3 protein-coding genes and 6 pseudogenes are annotated in these 21,968 nt (G+C 69.6%); all 9 read right to left on the reverse strand.

What is annotated here, in order from left to right; translation table 11 throughout:
• Positions 1-46: 46 nt before the first annotated feature.
• The 9 genes and pseudogenes from ACK1X7_RS04870 to ACK1X7_RS04910 all read right to left on the reverse strand — a co-directional run bounded on the left by ACK1X7_RS04870 (position 47) and on the right by ACK1X7_RS04910 (position 21,846).
• Positions 47-757 carry an acyl carrier protein gene (locus tag ACK1X7_RS04870; RefSeq protein ID WP_413116847.1) on the reverse strand — a complete coding sequence of 237 codons (711 nt, stop codon included), beginning with the start codon at positions 755-757 and terminating at the stop codon, positions 47-49.
• A 63-nt stretch (positions 758-820) separates the two neighbouring features.
• Positions 821-1,897: pseudogene (locus ACK1X7_RS04875) on the reverse strand (beta-ketoacyl reductase); the annotation flags it as partial.
• 15 nt (positions 1,898-1,912) lie between these two features.
• Positions 1,913-5,654 (reverse strand): annotated as a pseudogene (locus ACK1X7_RS04880) (type I polyketide synthase); the annotation flags it as partial.
• Positions 5,624-14,470 (reverse strand): SDR family NAD(P)-dependent oxidoreductase, encoded by an 8,847-nt coding sequence (locus ACK1X7_RS04885; protein ID WP_413116848.1) that lies wholly within the window; start codon positions 14,468-14,470, stop codon positions 5,624-5,626. The gene ACK1X7_RS04885 and the pseudogene ACK1X7_RS04880, both read right to left, overlap by 31 nt.
• 30 nt (positions 14,471-14,500) lie before the next feature.
• A pseudogene (locus ACK1X7_RS04890) lies at positions 14,501-15,481 on the reverse strand (acyltransferase domain-containing protein); the annotation flags it as partial.
• A gap of 36 nt (positions 15,482-15,517) precedes the next feature.
• Positions 15,518-15,988, reverse strand: a pseudogene (locus tag ACK1X7_RS04895) (ketoacyl-synthetase C-terminal extension domain-containing protein); the annotation flags it as partial.
• Positions 15,962-16,288: pseudogene (locus ACK1X7_RS04900) on the reverse strand (polyketide synthase); the annotation flags it as partial. The pseudogenes ACK1X7_RS04895 and ACK1X7_RS04900, both read right to left, overlap by 27 nt.
• A gap of 39 nt (positions 16,289-16,327) precedes the next feature.
• Positions 16,328-17,026, reverse strand: a pseudogene (locus tag ACK1X7_RS04905) (polyketide synthase); the annotation flags it as partial.
• A 152-nt stretch (positions 17,027-17,178) separates the two neighbouring features.
• Entirely contained in the window at positions 17,179-21,846 is a 4,668-nt protein-coding gene (locus ACK1X7_RS04910; RefSeq protein ID WP_413114684.1) for an amino acid adenylation domain-containing protein, read from the reverse strand.
• Positions 21,847-21,968: the final 122 nt, after the last annotated feature.

The raw sequence follows: 21,968 nt of genomic DNA on the forward strand, positions 1-21,968 counted from the left end.
CTCAACGCGGTGCTGGACTCGCTCGGAGTCGAACTCGACGGCGGATTCACGAGATACCGAATTCCTTGCCGAGGAGGTCGAACATCTCCTCGTCCGTCGCGGAATCCAGTTCAATGTCACGGTTGGTGGCCGCGCCCCAGTGGGACAGCAGGCTCTTGATCTTCGCGGCGACCTCGGCACCGGCCAGGTCGCTCGGGGACAGGTCGGACAACACCGCTTCGAGCCTGTTCAGCTCGTCGAGCACGGACGTCGCATCGTCCTCGGTCTCGCCCGGGACGAGTTGGGCCCGGACATGGTCGGCGAGGGCCGCGGTGGTCGGATAGTCGAAGATGACCGACGCCGGGAACGCTACGCCGGTGGCGGTGGCCAGCCGGTTCCGCAGCTCCACCGCGGTGAGCGAGTCGAAGCCGACCTCCTGGAAGGTCCGCGCGGGGTCGACGGAGGCGGGCTTCGCATGCCCCAGCACGGCCGCCACATGGGTACGGACCAGTTCCAGCACCGCCCGATCGCGCTCGATCGGCGACATGCCGCGCAGCCGGGTGGCGAATTCCTCGACCGGTTCCAGGGGAGGAGTGGCGACCGTCAGCAGCTCGCTCAGCAGCGGGCTCGGCCGTACGGCGGTGAACCGGGAGCCAAAGCTCGACCACTCCACATCCGCGATCATCATCGTGGTCTCGTCCGCTGCCAGTGACTGCTGAAGTGCGGCGATCGCCAATTCCGGGGGCATTCCGGGAAGCTGTCGCTGAGCCGCTCCCATACCGCTGTCGGCCCAGGCACCCCAGGCAAGGGACGTGGCCACCAGTCCCTCGGCCCGGCGCCGCTGGGCCAGTCCGTCCAGAACGGCGTTGGCCGCCGCGTAGCTCCCCTGACCCGCGTTTCCCATCGTCCCCGCGGCCGACGAGAACAACACGAAGGCATCCAGATCCCGCCCCCGCGTCAGCTCATCCAGATTCCGCGCCCCCGCCACCTTGACCCGCATCACCTCCCGGATCCGCTCGGACGTCAACGACTCCAACACACCGTCATCCAGCACACCCGCCGTATGAACCACGGTGCGCAAATCCGCGATCCCCGCCACCAACGCGGCAACCTCGCCCCGATCAGCCACATCACACCCCACCACCGACACCACCACACCCAGCGTCTCCAATCCCGCCACCAACTCCGCCGCGCCGGGCGCCTCGGCCCCCCGACGACTCGCCAGCACAATCCGCTCCACACCAGCCCCCGCCAGCCAACGCGCCACATGACCGCCCAGCGCGCCCGTACCCCCGGTGACCAAAGCAGTCCCACGACCACGCCACTCCGCGGACGTGTCCGCCGCCGGTGTCACCCGGGTCAGCCGGGCACCCCACGCCCCAGGGGCACGGACCGCAACCTGGTCCTCCCCTGTCCCCCCACTCAGAACCCGACACAGCCAAGCCCCGACACCCTCATCCACAACCGGCGGCAGATCGATCAACCCACCCCAGCGATCCGGATGCTCCAAACCGATCACTCGACCAAGCCCCCACAGACCCGCCTGATCCGGATCCACCACATCCCCGTCGACCACCGAGACCGCACCCCGAGTGACACACCACAACGGCGCAGTCGTACGAAGCGTCTGCAACAAGAGGACGGTCTCCTCGACGGGCAGCAGCGACACCACACCCGCCATGGCTTGGACGATCTCCGGCTCCGTGGCCTCTGCGAGCTCCGCGGCCTCTGCCACCGTCACCATCCGCACCGCAGCCCCCGCCGTGCGCATCGCGCCCATCAGGTCATCGGCGCCGCCGCCCGGCTCGACCACCAGCAGCCATGTGCCGGTGAGAACGGCCTCCTCGGAGACCCCCGGAATCGGCGCCCACCCGAGCCGATATCGCCAGCCGTCGATGACCGATTGCTCCTGCCGCATCCGCCGCCATGCCGCCAGGGCGGGGAGAGCCGCGCTGAGCGGTTGCCCGGCGTCGATACCGAACGAACCGAAATCCTCGCGCTCGACGGCTTCCCAGAACGCCGCGTCAACGGCGCTGGTCGCGGGCTGGGCCGCCGACGGCTCCAGCCAGAACCGCTCACGCTGGAACGCGTATGTCGGCACATCAACACGCCGAGCACCCGGGAACACCGCCCGCCAATCCACCTCCGCACCCCGGACATACAGCCCGCCCAAAGCGGCCATCATGGTAAGGGGCTCCGGCCGATCCGGACGCAGTACGGGCAGTCCGTCGCCATCGGCCAGCGCGGTCAACGTGCCATCGGGCCCCAGCTCCAGGAAGGACCCGACGCCCAGCCCACGAAGTGTCTCCAGCCCGTCGGCAAAGCGCACGGTCTCCCGCACATGACGCACCCAATACTCCGGCGAGCACAGCTCCTCGCCCGCCACCACTCCGGATACGTTCGACACCACCGGCAAGTTCGGGGTCCGGAACTCCACCGACCCAAGTACCTCACCGAACTCAGCCAGCATCCCGTCCATACGCGACGAATGAAACGCATGACTCACCCGCAACCACCGCGTCCGCACCCCCCGCCCAGCCAACACACCAGCAATCTCAGCGACCTCATCCTTACCCCCCGAGATCACCACCGACTCGGGACCATTCACCGCCGCGATAGCCACACCACCGGTCAACAGCGGCCGCACCTCATCCTCCGGCGCCGCCACCGAAACCATCGCCCCACCCGACGGCAACGCCTGCATCAAACGGCCACGTGCGGCCACCACCCGGGCGGCATCCTCCAACGACCACACACCCGCCACACACGCCGCCGCCAACTCACCAATGGAGTGACCCAGCAGATAATCCGGCTTCACACCCCAGGACGACACCAACGCGAACAACGACACCTCAAGCGCGAACAAACCCGCCTGCGTATACGCCGTCTCCCCCATCAACTCAGCATCATCACCCCACACCACCTCACCCAAAGGCCGGTCCAAATACCGGTCCAGCTCCCCACACACCTCATCCCACGCCCCGGCGAACACCGGATACGCCTCATACAACCCACGCCCCATCCCCAACCGCTGCGACCCCTGACCCGCAAACACCACACCCAACCCACCACCAACAGGAACACCCACAACCACCGAACCCTCCAAAGCCCCAAGCAACCCCGCACGATCCGCACCCACCACCACCGCACGATGCGACAACCCAGAACGAGCAGCCACCAACGACCAACCCACATCCACCGGATCCAGATCGGGATTCCGCTCCGCGAAGGCCCGTAGCCGTACGGCCTGCGCCTGCGCACCCGCCTCATCCCGGGCCGAGAACACCCAGGGAATCGCCGGGAGTTCGATCCGCTCCGGCCCGGGCTCGGGTTCGCCCGTCGTGTCGGGGGCCTGCTCCAGAATCACATGGGCGTTGGTACCGCTCGCCCCGAACGATGAGACTCCGGCGCGACGTGGCCGCCCGGCCTCCGGCCACGCCGTCTGCTCGCCCAAGAGCCGCACCGCGCCGCTGGACCAGTCCACATGCGGGGTCGGCTCATCGATGTGGAGGCTCTGCGGCAGCACACCGTGGCGCATCGCCATCACCATCTTGATCACACCGGCCACACCCGCCGCCGCCTGCGTATGACCAATATTCGACTTCACCGAACCCAGCAGCAACGGCCGATCCGGATCCCGATCCTGACCGTACGTGGCCAACAGGGCCTGCGCCTCGATCGGATCACCCAGCGGTCCCCGTACCGTGCGCCTCCACCGCATCGACATCCCGAGTGGCGAGCCCGGCGCCGGCCAGCGCCTGCCGGATCACCCGCTGCTGCGACGGACCATTCGGCGCCGTCAACCCATTCGACGCACCATCCTGATTCACCGCAGAACCCCGCACCACGGCCAACACCCGATGCCCATTGCGCTCAGCATCGGACAACCGCTCCACCAGCAGCAGTCCCACACCCTCGGACCAACCCGTCCCATCCGCACCAGCGGCGAAGGACTTGCACCGCCCATCGGCAGCCAGCCCGCCCTGACGCGAGAACTCCACAAAAACCTGTGGAGTCGCCAGTACGGTGACTCCGCCCGCGAGCGCCAGCGAGCACTCCCCGCGCCGCAGCGACTCGCTTGCCAGATGCAGCGCCACCAGCGACGACGAACACGCCGTGTCCACCGTCAGGGCAGGCCCCTCCAGACCGAACGTATAGGCCAACCGTCCCGACGCCACGCTGCCCGCGATGCCCGTCCCCCGATAGCCCTCGATGTCCTCCGGGACATCGGCGAGCCACGAGCCGTAGTCGTGGTACATCACGCCCGTGAAAACCCCGGTCCGGCTGCCTTTGAGCGTGTCGGGGGCGATTCCGGCCCGCTCGAACACCTCCCAGGCCGCCTCCAGCAGCAGCCGCTGCTGCGGATCCATCGCCAGCGCTTCACGCGGCGAGATCCCGAAGAACCCGGCGTCGAACTCGGTGGCGTCATAGAGGAATCCGCCGTCTCGGGCGTACGAGGCACCGACGCCGTCCCTGGCCCCGGCCAAGGTCGCCAGATCCCAACCCCGGTCCGTGGGCAGCGCGGAGACCGCGTCGGTGGCCGAGTCGACCAGGCGCCACAGATCCTCGGGAGATTCGACACCCCCGGGGAAGCGGCAGCTCATGCCCACGATCACAATCGGATCGTCGTCGATAGCCGGCAGCGGCGCGGTCGGGGCGACGGCGGGCAGGGAGCCCCATACCTCCGCCAGCACACGCTCGGCCAGCAACTGGGGGGTGGGGTGATCGAAGACGGCGGTGGCGGGCAGCCGTACGCCGGTGGCCGCGCTGATCCGGTTGCGCAGTTCCACCGCGGTGAGCGAGTCGAAGCCGATTTCCTGGAATGTCCTCGAAGTGTCGACGGACTCCGCGGAGACGTGGCCGAGGACACCGGCCACGTGTTCCTGCACCAGGCCCACGACCCGGCGTTCCCTCTCGGCCTCTGTTGCTCCGGCGAGTTGGTGCCGCAGTCCGGCCGGAGTGCCTCCGGTCCCGACTGCCTTACGGACGGGGGCGGTGACCAGGCCGCTCAGGATCGACGGCAATGTGCCCGCGGCGGCCTGTTCCCGCAGCGCCGGCATGTTCAGGGGCGTGGCCAGCACCATCGCCTCATCGGCGGCGAGCGCCGCATCGAAAAGGGCCAGCCCTTGTTCGCTGCCGATGCTCGTCCCCACGGACCGGGAGATCCGCGACAGTTGCACCTCGGCCAGATCGGTGGTCAGTTCGCTGCGTTCTTCCCAGAACCCCCACGCGATCGACACCCCCGACAACCCCTGCCCCCGCCGATGAACAGCCAACGCATCCAGAAACCCATTCGCCGCCGCATAACTCCCCTGCCCCGCATTCCCCAACACACCCGCCGCCGACGAGAACAACACAAACGCCGACAGATCCAACCCACACGTCAACTCATGCAAATACCAAGCCCCCAACGCCTTCGGCCCCAACACCCCCACCAACCGACCCCCATCCAACGAACCCACCACCCCGTCATCCACCACACCCGCCGCATGCACCACCACACTCAACCCCTCAACCGACCCCACCAACTCCGCCACCGCACCCCGATCCCCCACATCACACGCCACCACCCGCACCCGAGCACCCAACCCCTCCAACTCCCCAACCAAACCCCCAACACCCGGCGCACCCCACCCCCGACGACTCACCAACACCACCTCACCCACCCCATACACCCCGACACCAAATGACGCGCCACCAAACCACCCAACAACCCCGTCCCACCCGTCACCAACGCCACACCACCCCTAACACCAGCCACCACACCCCCACCAGCACCAGCCGCACTCACACCCACCAAACGCGGCACCCACACCCGACCCCCACGCACCGCAACCTCCGACTCACCCAACCCCACCACATCCGCAACCACACCCACATCCCCATCAACACCCACATCCACCAACACAAACCGACCCGGATGCTCCGACTGCGCCGAACGCACCAACCCCCACACCGCACCACCACCCACATCCACCACACCCTCACCACCCACAGACACCGCACCCCGCGTCACCACCACCAACCGCGAACCACCAAACCGCTCATCCCCCACCCACAACCGCAAAACCTCCAACACACCCACCACATCAACCCCCGACAACACCACACACCCCGGCACCACACCACCCGAAACCACCTCACCCCACTCCACAACCGACCCCACCCCACACACACCCACATCCACCCACTCCACCCGATACAACGCATCAAGGCTGCCGACCCGGGCGTCAGCGAGCTGTCCCTCCGGGACGGGTCGGAGTACCAGGGAGTCCACCGACAGGACCGCCTCACCCGCCTGATCGGTCACCCTCAGCGACACCGCGTCCGGACCGGCAGGCGTCAGCGCCATCCGGACAGCGGTCGCGCCGACCGCGTGCAGCCTGATGCCACTCCAGGAGAAGGGCAGATACGCCCCGCCATCGTCGGTGATCAGGCCGCCCAGTCCGACCCCGTGCAGCCCGGCGTCGAGCAGAGCCGGATGTATCGCGCAGCGAGCCGCATCACCTCTCGCCTCATCCGGTAGCACCGCCTCGACGAAGACCTCGTCTCCCCGGCGCCAGGCCTCCCGCAACCCCTGGAACACCGGCCCATACGCATACCCCCGCTCCGCCAACGCCTCATAAACCCCCTCCACCCCAACCCGCTCCGCACCCACCGGCGGCCACACCTCCACAGCCGACACCCCACCACCCGCCACCCCCACCACACCCACCGCATGCCGAACCCACTCACCCTCCCGACACGAAAACACCGACACCGACCGGCGACCCCCCTCACCGGCACCACCCACCGAAACCTGAACCTCCACCTCACCCCGCTCCGGCAACACCAACGGCCCCTCCAACGTCAACTCCTCAACCACCCCACACCCCAACCCCAACCCCGCCTGCAACACCAACTCCACAAACCCCGTCCCCGGGAACAGGACCACACCGGATACCGAGTGTTCGGCCAGCCACGGCTGACCGGCCAGCGAGAGCACGCCGGTGAGGAGAGCACCTCCCGAATCGGGCAACGGAACCACCGCACTCACGAGGGGGTGGTCGACCTCGGCCGATCCGGGTGTCGCCCGACGGGAGGCCGCCCAGAAGCGCCGACGCTGGAAGGCGTAGGTCGGCAGGTCAATGGCGTGCGCGCCCAGCCCGGCGAACGCCGCCCGCCACTCCACCGCGACGCCCCGGACATGCGACCGGGCCAGCGCGGTGAGGAAGGAGTCCAGGCCACCGCCATCGCGGCGCAGCGATCCCGTCAACACGATGTCGGTGTCGGTGGCGTCGGCGGTGTCCTGGATGCCGACCGTCAGCACCGGATGCGGGCTGGCCTCCACGAACACCGTATGCCCGAGCTCCAACAGTCCCTCAACTGTGCCCTGGAACTCCACGGTCTCGCGCAGATTCCGATACCAGTACCCGGCATCCAACTCCACGGTGTCCAACAGCCGCCCGGTCACCGTCGAATAGAACGGAACCCGCCCACTACACGGCTCCACACCCGCCAGCGCCTCCGCCAGCTCCCCCCGGATCTCCTCCACCTGCACCGAATGCGAGGCGTAATCCACCGGAATCCGCTTGGCCTCCGGAAACTCCACCAACACCGCATCCAGCACCTCAACCCCACCGGACACCACCGTCGACGCCGGACCATTCACCGCCGCCACCGACAACCCCGGACGATCCCGCAGCCGGTCAGCAGGCACCGGGACGGACACCATCCCACCCCGACCCGACAAGGCCAGCAACGCCTTGCTCCGCAAGGCCACCACCCGCGCGCCATCCGACAGCGACAAACCACCCGCAACACACGCCGCCGCGATCTCACCCTGCGAATGGCCCACCACCGCCGACGGCACCACACCAAACGAACGCCACAACTCCGCCAACGACACCATCACCGCCCACAACACCGGCTGCACCACATCCACCCGCCCCAACGCCACCTCATCACCCAGCACATCCCACAACGACCACTCCACCAACGGACCCAACGCATCCGCACACTCACCCAACCGCCGCGCAAACACCGCCGAAGACTCCGCCAACTCCAGCGCCATCCCCACCCACTGCGACCCCTGCCCCGGGAAGACGAACACCACGCCACGATCCGCTGCGACCGCACCGGTGACCTCCACCGCGTCCAACCCACGTCGCAGTTCTGCGAGGTCCGTGCCCACGACGACGGTGCGATATGGCAGCAGCGCACGCGTAGATGCCAGCGACCAGCCCACGTCCGCCGGGTCGAGGGCGGGGTTGTCGTCGACGAAGGTCCGCAATTGTTCGATCTGCGCCCGCAGACCCGGCTCACTCGCGCCCGAGAGCACCCAGGGCACCGCCACCGGCTCCACGCGATCGTGCCTGCTCTCGGCAGACGCCTCCGGTGCCTGCTCCAGGATGACGTGGGCGTTGGTGCCGCTCACTCCGAACGCCGACACCCCGGCGCGACGCGGTCGGTCTTCCCGCGGCCACTCGGCCGGCTCGGTGAGCAATTCCACCGCGCCGGTGGACCAATCCACCTTCGGTGTCGGCTCATCCACGTGCAACGTCCGCGGCAGCACCCCGTGCCGCAGCGCCATCACCATCTTGATCACACCGGCCACACCCGCCGCCGCCTGCGTATGACCGATATTCGACTTCACCGACCCCAACCACAGCGGCCGCTCCGAATCCCGGTCCTGACCGTACGTGGCCAGCAACGCCTGCGCCTCGATCGGATCACCCAGCGTCGTCCCCGTACCGTGCGCCTCCACGGCATCAACATCCACCGTCGACAAACGGGCATTCGCCAGCGCCTGCCGGATCACCCGCTGCTGCGAAGGACCATTCGGCGCCGTCAACCCATTCGACGCACCATCCTGATTCACCGCCGAACCCCGCACCACCGCCAACACCCGATGCCCATTGCGCTCAGCGTCGGACAGCCGCTCCATCAGCAGCATGCCCACGCCCTCGCCCCACCCCGTGCCGTCCGCCGCTCCGGCGAACGCCTTGCACCGCCCGTCCGGGGCCAGCCCGCGCTGGCGCGAGAACTCCACGAAAGTGCTGGGCGTCGCCATCACCGTCACGCCGCCCGCGAGCGCCAGCGAACATTCGCCCCGCCGCAGCGCCTCACTCGCCAGATGCAATGCCACCAGCGAGGACGAACACGCCGTGTCCACGGTCAGGGCGGGGCCCTCCAGGCCCAGCGCGTAGGCGATACGACCGGACATCACGCTGGTCGCGGCACCGGTCAGGGCATACCCTTCGTCCGATGCCGATGGATAGCCCTGGGCCCAGCCGCCGATGAAGACACCGGTCCTGCTGGATCGCAGGGAGGTCGGCGCCATCCTGGCGCGCTCGAGGACCTGCCACGCCGATTCCAGCAACAGTCGCTGCTGGGGGTCCATCGCCAGCGCCTCGCGCGGGGAGATGCCGAAGAGTTCCGGGTCGAACTCCGCGGCGTCGTAAAGGAATCCGCCGGTACGCGCATAAGTGGTTCCGGGGCGGTCCGGATCCGGGTCGTACAGCGCGTCCGCGTCCCAGCCGCGGTCGTCGGGGAAGTCGCAGAGCACTTCCCGGCCCTCGCTGACAACCCGCCACAAGTCCTCGGGGGATTGGATGTCTCCCGGGAAACGGCAGCTCATCGCGATGATGGCGATCGGCTCGTCGAAGGCCACCGCGCCGACGGGCACAGCCACCTCGGCGGAGGACACCGCGAGGGCGCCCGAACGGTCGCCGCCGAGCAGTTCCGAGCCCAGCAGGTCGGCGACGGCCCGACAGCTCGGGTGGTCGAACAACAAGGTGGCCGGGAGACGCAGTCCCGTACTCGTGTTCAGCCTGGTTCGCAGCTCGACCGCCGTCAGCGAGTCGAAGCCCAGTTGCCGGAAGGGCGCCGCCGGGTCGATGGCCGCCGGGTCGCGATGTCCCAGGAGTTGCGCCGCATGCTCCCGTACCAGATCCACCAGCATCCGGTCCTGATCGGCCGCGGGGACCCCGGCCAGCCGCCTCCGCCATCCGGCGCGGTCGCCCGTCACCGCCAGGGCACCGGAGCCCGTTGGCAGTTGTGGCAGTTCGCTCAGCAGGGGGCTGGGCCGTCCGGCCAGGAAGGCCGGGCCGAAGGTCTCCCAGTCGACGTCCGCGATGACCGGGCAGGACTCGTCCGATCCGACGACGTGGCGCAGCGCGGCGACGGCCGACTCCGGCCGCATCGGGCGCAGGCCGATGCGGTTCAGCCGCTCCTCGTCCTCGGGCGCGAGGCTGCCGCCCCAGGTGCCCCATCCGATCGAGGTGGCCGGTAGGCCGCGTGCGCGGCGCCGCTGTGCCAAACCGTCGAGCAGGGCGTTCGCCGCCGCGTAACCGGCCTGGCCGGAGCCACCCCAGGCCGCCGCTGCCGAGGAGAAGAGGACGAACGCCTCCAGCGACGCGTGGTCGAGCAGCTCGTCCAGGTGCAGGGCGCCGGTGACCTTGGCGTCGAAGACGGCGGCGTACTCGTCGAGATCCGCGTCGATCGAACCGCCGAACCGCACGGTTCCCGCGAGATGGACCACGGCGGTGAGGTTCGGCAGCGACGCCAGCACGTCGGCGAGAGCGGCCCGGTCGGTCACATCGCAGGCCGTCATGGTCACTCGTACGCCGAGCGCGGTCAGTTCGTCTTCCAGCGCGGCCGCCCCCGGGGCCTGCGGGCCGCGACGGCCGAGCAGCACCAGGTGCTCCGCGCCGGCTTGTGCCAGCCACCGTGCCACATGCGCGCCCAGCGCACCGGTTCCTCCGGTGACCAGAACCGTGCCGTGCGGGCGCCACCCGTCGGCCGGTCCGGTCGTGGCCGCCGGTTCCAGCCGTCGGCCCATGGTCGCCGAAGGCCGCACCGCGACCTGGTCCTCGCCGACCGTCTCGGCGAGCACCGCGACGAACCTCCGCGCCACCTGTGCGTCCCACTGTGTGGGCAGATCGATCAGCCCGCCCCAGTGCCCGGATCGCTCCAGCCCGGCCACCCGTCCGAACCCCCAGACCGCCGCCTGCGCGGGGTTGGGTTCCGGATCCCCTGGCACTGCCGCGACGGCTGACCGGGTGACACACCACAGCGGAGCATCGACCTCGGCGGCGGCGAGCGCACACAGCAGCTCGACAGTGTGCGCCATCCCCCGGGACAGGGCCCGATGGGTCGGATGCGGACGCTCGTCGAGGGCCAGGAACGAGACGACACCGGAGATGTCATCGGCTCCCACCACATCCGTCAGCAGCCCGGTCAGGCTCTGACGCTCCGCGTCGTACGGCACCTGGAGGGTACGGACTCGTGCGCCGCCCTGCTCGGCCAGCGCCCGGGCGGCGGCCATGGCCCACTCGGCTCCTTCGGGTACCACAGCCAGCCATGTGCCCGGCAGGGTCGGAGTGTCCATCCCGAACAGCGGCTTCCAGGCGATCCGGTATCGCCAGGCGGACTCGACGGACTCGGCTGTGTCCGCCCCCAGCCAGAACCGTTCCCGCTGGAAGGCGTACGTCGGCAGCTCGACGGGCGAGACACCGGCGAAGAGCGGTCGCCAGTCGACCCGGACACCGCGCACATGGAGCTCGGCCAGGTGGCTCAGAAACCGCTCGATCGTGCCGTCGTCACGACGGAGCGACCCCGTGACGACGGTGTCGGTGGCGGTATCGGTGTCGGTGGCGTCGGCGGTGTCCTGGATGCCGATGGTCAGCACCGGATGCGGGCTGGCCTCGACGAACACCGTGTGACCCTGGCGTATGAGGGTCTCAACGGCGCCCTGGAACTCCACGGTCTCGCGCAGATTCCGATACCAATACCCGGCATCCAACTCCACGGTGTCCATCACCCGCCCGGTCACCGTCGAATAGAACGGCACCCGCCCACTACGCGGCTTAACGACCGCCAGCGCCTCCGCCAGCTCTCCCCGGATCTCCTCCACCTGCACCGAATGCGAGGCGTAATCCACCGGAATCCGCTTGGCCTCCGGAAACTCCACCAACACCGCATCCAGCACCTCAACCCCACCGGACACCACCGTCGACGCCGGACCATTCACCGCCGCCACCGACAACCCCGGACGATCCCGCAGCCGGTCAGCAGGCACCGGGACGGACACCATCCCGCCCCGACCCGACAGGGCCAGCAACGCCTTGCTCCGCAAGGCCACCACCCGCGCGCCATCCGCCAAGGTCAGACCATCCGCCACACACGCCGCCGCGATCTCACCCTGCGAATGACCGATCACGGCAGCGGGCTCGACACCATACGAACGCCACAACTCCGCCAGCGACACCATCACCGCCCACAACACCGGCTGCACCACATCCACCCGCCCCAACGCCACCTCATCACCCAGCACATCCCACAACGACCACTCCACCAACGGAGCAAGCGCATCCGCACACTCACCCAACCGCCGCGCAAACACCGCCGAAGACTCCGCCAACTCCAGCGCCATCCCCACCCACTGCGACCCCTGACCCGGGAAGACAAACACCACGTCTCCGGATGCCCCGGTGCCCCGTACCACTCCGGGCGCGGCCGTCCCTTCCGCCACCGCGTCCACACCGCGCAGCAACTCGTCGCAGTCAGCGCCCACGACCACCGCGCGGTGCGACAACGTCGTACGCGTCGATGCCAGCGACCAGCCCACTTCTGCCGGGGTGGGACGGGGGCCGCGCGCCAGGAAGGCGCGGAGGCGCTCGGCCTGCGCCCGTAGCCCCGCCTCGCCCTGACCCGACAACACCCAGGCGAGCGCGGTGGTTTCGGGGTCACCTTCCCCAATGCGATCGGCCGGCCGGGCCATCCCCGGGGCTTGCTCCAGGATGACGTGCGCGTTGGTGCCACTCACTCCGAACGACGAGACGCCCGCTCGGCGAGGACCGTCGGTCGTGGGCCACGGCATTGCCTCGGTGAGCAGCTCGACCCGGCCGTCGGACCAGTCGACGTGTGGCGACGGCGCGTCCACATGCAGCGTCTTGGGCAATGCGGCATGCCGGATCGCCATCACCATCTTGATCACACCGGCCACACCCGCCGCCGCCTGCGTATGACCGATGTTGGACTTCACCGAACCCAGCAGCAACGGCCGCTCCGGATCCCGGTCCCGACCGTACGTGGCCAGCAACGCCTGCGCCTCGATCGGATCACCCAGCGTCGTACCCGTACCGTGCGCCTCCACGGCGTCCACATCCGACGCCACAAGCCCCGCAACCGCCAGCGCCCGGCGAATCACCCGCTGCTGCGACGGACCATTAGGCGCCGTCAACCCGTTCGACGCACCATCCTGATTCACCGCCGAACCCCGCACCACCGCCAACACCCGATGACCGTTGCGCTCGGCGTCGGACAGCCGCTCGACCACCAGCATCCCGACGCCTTCGGCCCACCCTGTGCCGTCCGCCGCCGCCGCGAACGCCTTGCATCGCCCGTCCGCGGCCAGCCCCCGCTGACGGGAGAACTCCACGAACATCGCCGGGGTGGCCATCACCGTCACGCCGCCCGCCAGGGCCAGCGAGCACTCGCCCGCCCTCAGCGACTGCACTGCCAGATGCAATGCCACCAGCGACGATGAGCAGGCCGTGTCCACGGTGACCGCCGGACCCTCGAGGCCCAGGGTGTACGACACCCGGCCCGAGGCCACGCTCGCCGCGGTGCCGGTCAGCCGATAGCCCTCGGCCGCCTCTCCGGCATCCGCCGCGTAGCCGGCCGACGAGGCTCCGATGAACACACCTGTGCCACTGCCCTTGAGGTGCCCCGCGGGAATCCCCGCCTGCTCCAACGCCTCCCACGCCGTCTCCAGCAGCAGCCGCTGCTGCGGGTCCATCGCCGCGGCCTCGCGCGGGGAGATGCCGAAGAACCCCGCGTCGAACTCGGCCGCGTCGTACAGGAATCCGCCGTCGCGTGCGTATGAGGTACCGGGATGGTCGGGGTCGGGATGGTAGAGGCCATCGAGGTCCCAGCCCCGGTCGGACGGAAAGCCGGAGATGGCGTCTTCGCCGTCGGCCACGATCCGCCAGAGGTCCTCCGGCGAGTGCACCCGGCCGGGGAACCGGCAGCCCATCCCGACGATCACCACCGGATCGCCACTGTCGGGCGTCGGCCGCGTCGCGGGCACGGTCCGCTCATCCACCCCGCCGTGGAGCCTGTGGTGCAGATGCTCGGCGAGTGCGGCGGGCGTCGGATAGTCGAACAACAGGGTGCTCGGCAGAGGAAGGGCGGTCGCCTCGCCGAGCCGTTCGCACAGCTCGACGGCGGTGATCGAGTCGAACCCCAGTTGCTTGAAGGTTCGCTCGGCGCCGATGGCCGCCACCGACTCGTACCCGAGCACGACGGCCGCGTGCGCCCGGACCATGCCGAGCACCTCGCCACCGCTCCGGCCCAGGTCCGAACCCTCAGATCCGGAAGTGTCCGCAGGCTCCGAGCTGACCGCAGGTCCGGGCGTGGCCCCGCCTCCGGCGCCGGACTCGGAAATCCAGTACGACTGCCGCTGGAAGGCGTATGTGGGCAGCGGAATCCGCCGCCCACCGGACACCAGCGGGTCCCATACCACCTCGGTGCCCGAGACATACAGCTCGGCCAGCGCGGTGACCAGGGCCAATGGCTCGGACCGGTCGCGGCGGAGCGTGCCCACCAGGGTCCCGGGCCTGGTCAGGCAGTCGCGGGCCAGGGTGGTGAGCGCCTTGTCCGGGCCCAGCTCCACGATGGTGGTGACGCCTTCGCCTTCCAGCGCCCGGATGCCGTCCAGGAACCGTACGGTCCGGCGGACATGCCGCACCCAGTACTCCGGGGAACACAGCTCTTCCGCCGTGGCACGGCTGCCGGTCACATTCGATATGAGCGGTATTCGCGGGGGCCGGTATGTGAGGCCCTCGGCGATGTGCCGAAGCTCGTCGAGGACGGGGTCCAGATGCGGCGAGTGGAAGGCGTGGCTGGTCCGGAGCCGCTTGGTTCTGCGTCCGCGGTGGGTCCACTCCGCCGCGAGGTCGAGTACGGCCCGCTCATCCCCCGAGATCACCGTTGCGGCCGGTCCGTTGACCGCCGCCACGCAGACCCGGGCGCTGTCGTCCGCCGCCTCGCCCGTCTTGAGCGTCCGGGTGACCTCGTCCTCGCTCGCTTCGAGCAGGACCATGGCGCCCGGTTCCGCCACGGCCTGCATCAACCGCCCGCGGGCGGCGACGAAGGTGGCGGCGTCCGCCAGCGACAGCACACCGGCGACATGGGCGGCGCTCACTTCGCCGAGGGAGTGGCCGATCAGCACGTCGGGTACGAGCCCGAAGTCCTCGAGCAGCCGGAAGAGCGCCACCTCCACCGCGAAGAGTCCGGCCTGGGCGTACACCGTCTGGTCGAGCAGCTCGGCGTCGTCACCGTGGATGACGTCCCGAAGTGGCCGGTCGAGGTGTGCGTCCAGCGCCGTGCACACGGCGTCGAGAGCGTCGGCGAACACGGGGAAGGCGGCGCTGAGTTCGCGTCCCATGCCGAGACGCTGGGATCCCTGGCCGGCGAAGGCGAAGGCGAGCCTTCCCGCCCTTGCCGTGCCGGTCACCAGGCCGGGAGTCGGAGTCGTGCCGCCTTCGGCGAGCGTAGTCAGGCCGGGTGCCGCGTCGGTGGCCGCTCCGGCGATGAGCACCGCGCGGTGTTCGAAGGTGGTCCGGGTGGTGGCGAGGGAGAAGGCGAGGTCGGTGAGGTTCGTCGACCGCTCCAGATACGGCCGTAGCCGCATCGCCTGGCCCCGGAGCGCGGCCCCGGTCGTCGCCGACAGCACCAGCGGGACCGGTACGGAGACAGGAAGGGGGTTCGGGCTCGGGAGGGCCCCGGGCTTCGGGTGTGCGGAGGCGTGGGAGGGAGCCTGGGCGGGTGGTTCGGCAAGCACCACATGGCAGTTGGTGCCGCCCATCCCGAACGAGCTGACGCCGGCGATCAGGCGCTGGTCCGCCTGCGGCCACTCCCCCGGTGCCAGGCGCATTTCCAGGTTGAGCTCGCCCAGGGGGATGCGGGGATTGGGCGTGCGGTGATGGAGGCTGGCCGGGAGCTGACGGTGGTGGATGGCCAGTGCCGTCTTCAGCAATCCGGCGATACCGGCGGCGGCTTCAAGGTGGCCGATGTTGGTCTTCACCGAACCCAGCCGCACCGGCCCCGTCCCGGTCCGGCCGAAGACGGCGCCCAGGGCCGCCGCCTCGACCGGGTCGCCGAGCGCCGTTCCGGTGCCGTGGAGTTCCACGTACTGCACGGAGCCGGGTGAGACCGCGGCCCGCCGCTGGGCCAGCCGGAGCACCTCTTGCTGGCCGCGGGGGTCGGGGGCGGTGAGCGACGTACCGCCGCCGTCGTTGTTGACCGCGCTGCCCTCGATCACGCAGTAGACGGTGTCGCCGTCGGCGAGGGCGTCGGACAGCGGTTTCAGGACGACGATGCCACCGCCCTCGCCGCGCACATAGCCATTGGCGCGGGCGTCGAAGGTGAAACAGCGGCCGTCCGGGGAGAGCGCGCCGAACGCGGCGATATCGGCGGCGGTTTCCGCGGAGAGGTTCAGGTTCACCCCGCCCGCAAGCGCGAGCCGCGACTCGCCGCGACGCAGACTTTCCACGGCCATATGCACCGCGACCAGGGAGGATGCCTGGGCCGCGTCGACAGTCACGCTCGGACCGCTCAGGCCGAGAACATGGGAGAGCCGGTTCGCGAGCATGGCGCGCTGGGTGCCGGTCAGTGTGTGGTGTGAGCGGCCGTGGGCGCTGATCAGCGAGGCGTAGTCGGCGGACCCGGCGCCGATGAACGCGCCGACTGTGGCTCCCCGCAAGGTGGCGGGCACGATGCCCGCGTGCTCCAGCCCTTCCCAGCCCAGCTCCAGGATCAGCCGCTGCTGGGGGTCCATCGTCACGGCTTCGCGTGGCGAGATGCCGAAGAACGCGGGGTCGAAACGGTCGACGTCGTCGATGAAGCCGCCGTGGCGGATGGCGGGCGGCATGGACGGGTCGTCGGTCCATCGCCCGGCGGGCACCTCGCTGATCGCCGAGACGCCCTCGCTCAGCAGCCGCCAGAACGCCTCGGGGTCGGGTGCCTGGGGAAAGCGGCAGGACATTCCGACAACGGCGATGGCCTCGTCCGGTTCCATGCTGTTCCTCGGGGCGGAATCGTCTGCGGGACGGTCAGTCGGACCGTTCGCCGAATCACCTGCGGGGCCGCTCTCACCTAGGGGGCCGCTTTCACCCGCGGGGTCGCTCGCGGAACCGGCTTCGGGGTCGTCGTTCACTGATCGCGACCTCGGACCTGCCAGACCTGCGAGACCGACCGTCCGGGGTCCGCGGCGGCCGTGGAGACCACCGCCACCACGTCATCGCAGAACCGCTCGATCGTGGCACGGTCGAAGAGGGACGTGCTGAACAGCACGGTGCCGGCGAGGCCGCCGTCCTCCGCGTTCTCGTACAGGTCGATCTCCATGTCCACGTTGACGGTCACCGGCGGGTGGGTCATCAGGAATGGCTCGGCGGTCAGCCCGGTGAGCATGAGGGGCCGCTGTGGGGTGTTGACGATCTGGAAGATCACCTTTACCGGCGGATCGTCCGAGAGCCGCGTCCCGGCGCGGCCGCCGGTGGGTTCGTCCGAGTGCTTGAGCACGGAGACGAACGGCACGTCCTGGTGGGTAAAGGCGTCGGACATCGCATCGCGCACCGTGGCCAGCAGTGTGCCGAAGTCCGTGGCGCCGGGGACCTCGGTACGCAGCGCCAGCATCTTGGAGACGAGGCCCACCACGTTCTCCAGTTCGTCCCGGCCACGGTTGGCCATGGGCACGCCGACGAGGACGTCCTGGTTGTCCGAGCGGGCGGACATGACCACCTTCAGCGCGGTCAGCAGCGTCATGTACAAGGTGGCGCTGGACGATTCGCCCAGCCGCCGGGCCGCTTCCACGGCGTCCTTCGGCAGCCGCCAGTGGTAGATGCCGCTCTCGTAGCGGGCCGACGTGGCGCGGGGCCGGTCGGTGGGCAGTTCTGCGGGTGCCATTCCATCGAAGTGCCGCTGCCAGTAGTCGAGTTGGCGTCGCAGCAGATCCCCGCGCAGCCACTCGCGCTCCCAGTTCGCGACATCGGCGTACTGGACGGGCACGGGTGGCAGCTCGGGTTCGGCGCCGCGCAGCAGGGCCGAGTACACGAGGGACAGATCGCGGACCAGCACGCCTTGGGACCAGCCGTCGGTGACCAGATGGTGCAGGGTGAGCACCAGCACATGGTCGAGCTCGGCCAGGCGCAGCACGCGCAGCCTCGCCAGTGGGCCGCTCGTGAGGTCGAAGGTCCGTGCCGCCTCCTGTCCGGCCAGTACGGAGGCTTCGGCCTCGTCGTCCGCCTCGGCCACCTCCACCTGGACCGGCACCTGCGGCCGGATCACCTGGACGTATCCGTCGGCCTCCCTGACGAAGGTGGTGCGCAGGGCCTCGTGCCGGTCGATCAGCAGGTCCATGGCCCGCCGCAGGCAGTCGAGGTCCAGTTCGCCCGAGACCCGCACGGCCATGGGGATGTTCCAGTGCCCGGCGTCGAGGACATCGCCGAAGAAGAGGTCCGTCTGCTGCTGTGCGAAGGTGAGGGGAACGGGCCGATCGCGCCGCGTGGTGGGGACCAGCGGCGGCAACTCCGGTTCGGGAACGGACCGGGCCGCGGCGCTGAGCGTGGCCGCCAGTTCCCTGGGGGTGCGCTGCTGGAACACGGTCTTCAGCGGTACGTCGACGCCAAGGGCGGTCCGGAGCCTGGCGACCACCCGGGTGGCGATGAGGGAATGGCCGCCCAGGGCGAAGAAGTCGTCGTCGATACCGACCCTGGTGGCGCCGAGCAGATCCGCGTAGACCCCGCAGACGGCCTCTTCCTGGCGAGTGCGGGGGGCGACGTAGCCGACCTCGAGCACGGTGCGCAGGTCGGGGGCAGGCAGCGCCTTCCGGTCGATCTTGCCACCGGAGGTCAGGGGCATGGTGTCCAGCAGGACGAAGGCGGAGGGCACCATGTACTCGGGCACCGCGGACTCGACGTGCCGGCGCAGGGTTTCGGTCAGCCGGTCATGCCCGCCGTGCCGGTCGTGCCCGCCGTGCCGGTCCGCGGCGGTGGCATCGGCCACCACATAGGCCACCAGCCGCTTGTCCCCCGGGGTGTCCTCACGCACCATCACGGCCGTGTGCAGCACATCCTGGTGCCTGGCGAGGATCGCCTCGATCTCGCCCGGTTCGATCCGGAAGCCACGGATCTTCACCTGGTCGTCGATCCGGCCGAGGTATTCCAGGTTGCCGTCGGGCAGCCAGCGCACCAGGTCGCCGGAGCGGTACATCCGCGATCCATCGCCGTGGAACGGGTTCGCCACGAAGCGGGAGGCGGTCAGATCCGGGCGGCCGAGATAGCCCCTGGCCAGGCCCGCTCCGGCCACGCACAGCTCTCCGGGCACCCCCACGGGGACGGGCCGGAGCCGCCGGTCGACGACATACACCCGCGTGTTGCCGATCGGGCGGCCGATGGGGGCGGTGAGCGGCCACTCGGCCACCTCGGCGGGGAGCGAGTACGAGGTCACCACATGGGCTTCGCTGGGACCGTAGTGGTTGTGCAGCCGCAGCTCGGGGCGGCGGGCGCACAGCTCGCGCAGATCGTGGTGGAGGGAGAGGGGTTCACCGGCCTGCGAGAGATGGCGCAGCGCGGCCAGCTCGGTGCCGTGCGGATCCACTTCCTCGGAGATCGCCCGCAGCATCACATTCGGGACGAAAAGCTGGTCGATCTCGTGGGCGTGGATCCATCGGGCGAACTCGACGGGGTCCATGCGCAGTTCTTCGCCGGGGATGACGATCGTCTCGCCGTACAGCAGCGCCGAGAAGATCTCCTGGAGCGAGATGTCGAAGGTCAGCGTGGCGAACTGGGCCGTCTTGGCGTCGGGGCCGATCGGCAGCGCCTTCTTCTGCCAGGCCACCAGGTTGAGCACGCAGGAGGCGGGCATGAGGATGCCCTTGGGCACTCCGGTGGAGCCGGAGGTGTAGATGACGTAGGCGAGGTTCTGGGCGCTGGGCCGTGCCGTGGGCGGGGTCAGGGGCCGGCTGGTGAGCGATTCGCGTTCGGCGTCGAGCAGGATGAGCCGGATCCCGGCCGTCCCGGCCTCCGTTTCGGGGGGCTTTTCGAGCAGGCTGGTGAAGCGCTGCTGGGTGACGGCGACGGTCACCCCGGCGTCGGCCAGTACGAACTGGATACGGTCCCGGGGGTGGTTGGGGTCGATCGGCACATAGGCCGCGCCGAGCTTGAGGATCGCGAGAATCGCCACGATCATCTCGGCGCCGCGGTCGACACACAGCCCGACCAGCGTCTCGGGGCCGATCCCCCGGCTCTCCAGCAGGTGGGCGAGCTGGTTCGACCGCTGGTCCAGTTCGGCGTAGGTGATGCGGTCGCCACCGCTGATCACGGCCACCGCGCCGGGGCGGCGCTCGGCCTGGGCGGTGAAGAGCGCGGGCAGCGATCCGGCTGGTACGGGGCCCGTGGTGTGGTTGAACTCCGCCAGGACCTTCGCCCGCTCGGCGTCGTCGAGCGGGGAGATCTCCGAGAGGGGCCGGTCCGGCTCGGCCAGAACACCGCGCAGGACGACGGTGACATGGTGCAGCAGCCGTTCGACGGTGCTCCTGTCGAACAGGGCCTTGCTGAAGACGATATGACCGAGCACTCCGTCCTCGGTCTCGACGAGATGGACCTCCAGGTCCATGCGGGTGAGGATCCGGCCGTGGTCGTAGGGCTCGGTCTCCGCGCCGGGCAGGGCGAGCCGCTCCCCCGGCACGTTGATCATCTGGAAGAGCACCTGTACCAGCGGGTTCCGGGACAGGTCCCGCTCGGGGTGCACCTGCTCCACCAGATACTCGAAGGGCAGGTCGCCATGGGCGAAGGCACCGGCCGCCATGTCCCGGACCCGTGCCAGCAGTTGGCGGAAGGTGGGGTCGCCGGACAGGTCGGTCCGCAGCACCACGGTATTGACGAAGAACCCGATGAGGCCCTCGACCTCGGCGCGCCCCCGGTTGGCCACGGGGGTGCCCACCGTGATGTCGTCGCTGTCCACATACCGGCCCAGGACCAGTTGGAAGGCGGCCAGCAAGGTCATATAGAGGGTCGCGTTCTCACCGGCGCCCAGCCGGCGGGCGGCCTGGATCAGTTCGGCGGGCAGCTCCCAGCGCACCGCGTCGCCTTCCTGGCGGGCGACCGAGGGCCTGGGCCGGTCGGTGGGCAGCTCCAGCGCGGGTGCCATGCCGTCGAGTCGCTTCGTCCAGTAGTCCAACTGGCGGCGCAGGGTGGGACCGGACAGCCAGTCGCGCTCCCACTCCGCGTAGTCTGCGTACTGCACGGGCAGCGGCGGCAGTACGGGCTCCCGCCCGGCCTCCAGCGCTTCGTACGCGGCCGACAGCTCACCCACCAGAATGCCCTGCGACCAGGCGTCCGTGGCCACATGGTGCACCGTCAGCAGCAGGACGTGGTCCTGTTCGTCCAGCCGCAGCGCCTTGGCCCGCAGCAAGGGGCCGGTACTCAGGTCGAAGGGCTCGGTGATCTCCGCTCCGGCCAATTGCCGGACCGCGGCGAGCCGCTCCTCCTCCGGGCCGTCGGGCACCGATTCGATCCGCACCGGGACGGGGGCGGGGGGCTGGACCGACTGCACCGGTTGGCCGCCGGTCTCGGTGAAGGTGGTGCGCAGCGCCTCGTGCCGGGCGACCACCAGCGAAAGGGCCCGGGAGAGATGAGTAACGTCCAGGCGGCCGCGCACCCGCACCGCGAAGGGGAGGTTGTACGAGGCGTTGCCGGGCTCGAGTTGGTCCAGAAACCACAGTCGTCGCTGGGCGAATGACGCCCTCAGCTCCCGGTCCCTGGAGACCGGCACCACACCCGTGGATTCCTTTCGCCTGGTGCGCTCGAAGAGATTACTCATGGCCGCGCTGAGACCTTGGGATTTGGGCGCGCCTGATTGCCCCACAACACAGCCTTCCCCGACGACTGATGGAAATGGTTTTGCGCGATTATTTCGCTGATACTGCCACTGATACTTGCCCG

Source organism: Streptomyces sp. CY-1 (genome assembly GCF_047218265.1).
GTDB classification, from domain to species: Bacteria; Actinomycetota; Actinomycetes; order Streptomycetales; family Streptomycetaceae; genus Streptomyces; species Streptomyces niphimycinicus.

Bases quoted from the DNA above. Each gene is read 5' to 3' on its own strand.
- ACK1X7_RS04870 (WP_413116847.1), bottom strand. From the start codon at position 757: ATGGGAGCGGCTCAGCGACAGCTTCCCGGAATGCCCCCGGAATTGGCG.
- ACK1X7_RS04910 (WP_413114684.1), bottom strand. From the start codon at position 21,846: ATGAGTAATCTCTTCGAGCGCACCAGGCGAAAGGAATCCACGGGTGTG.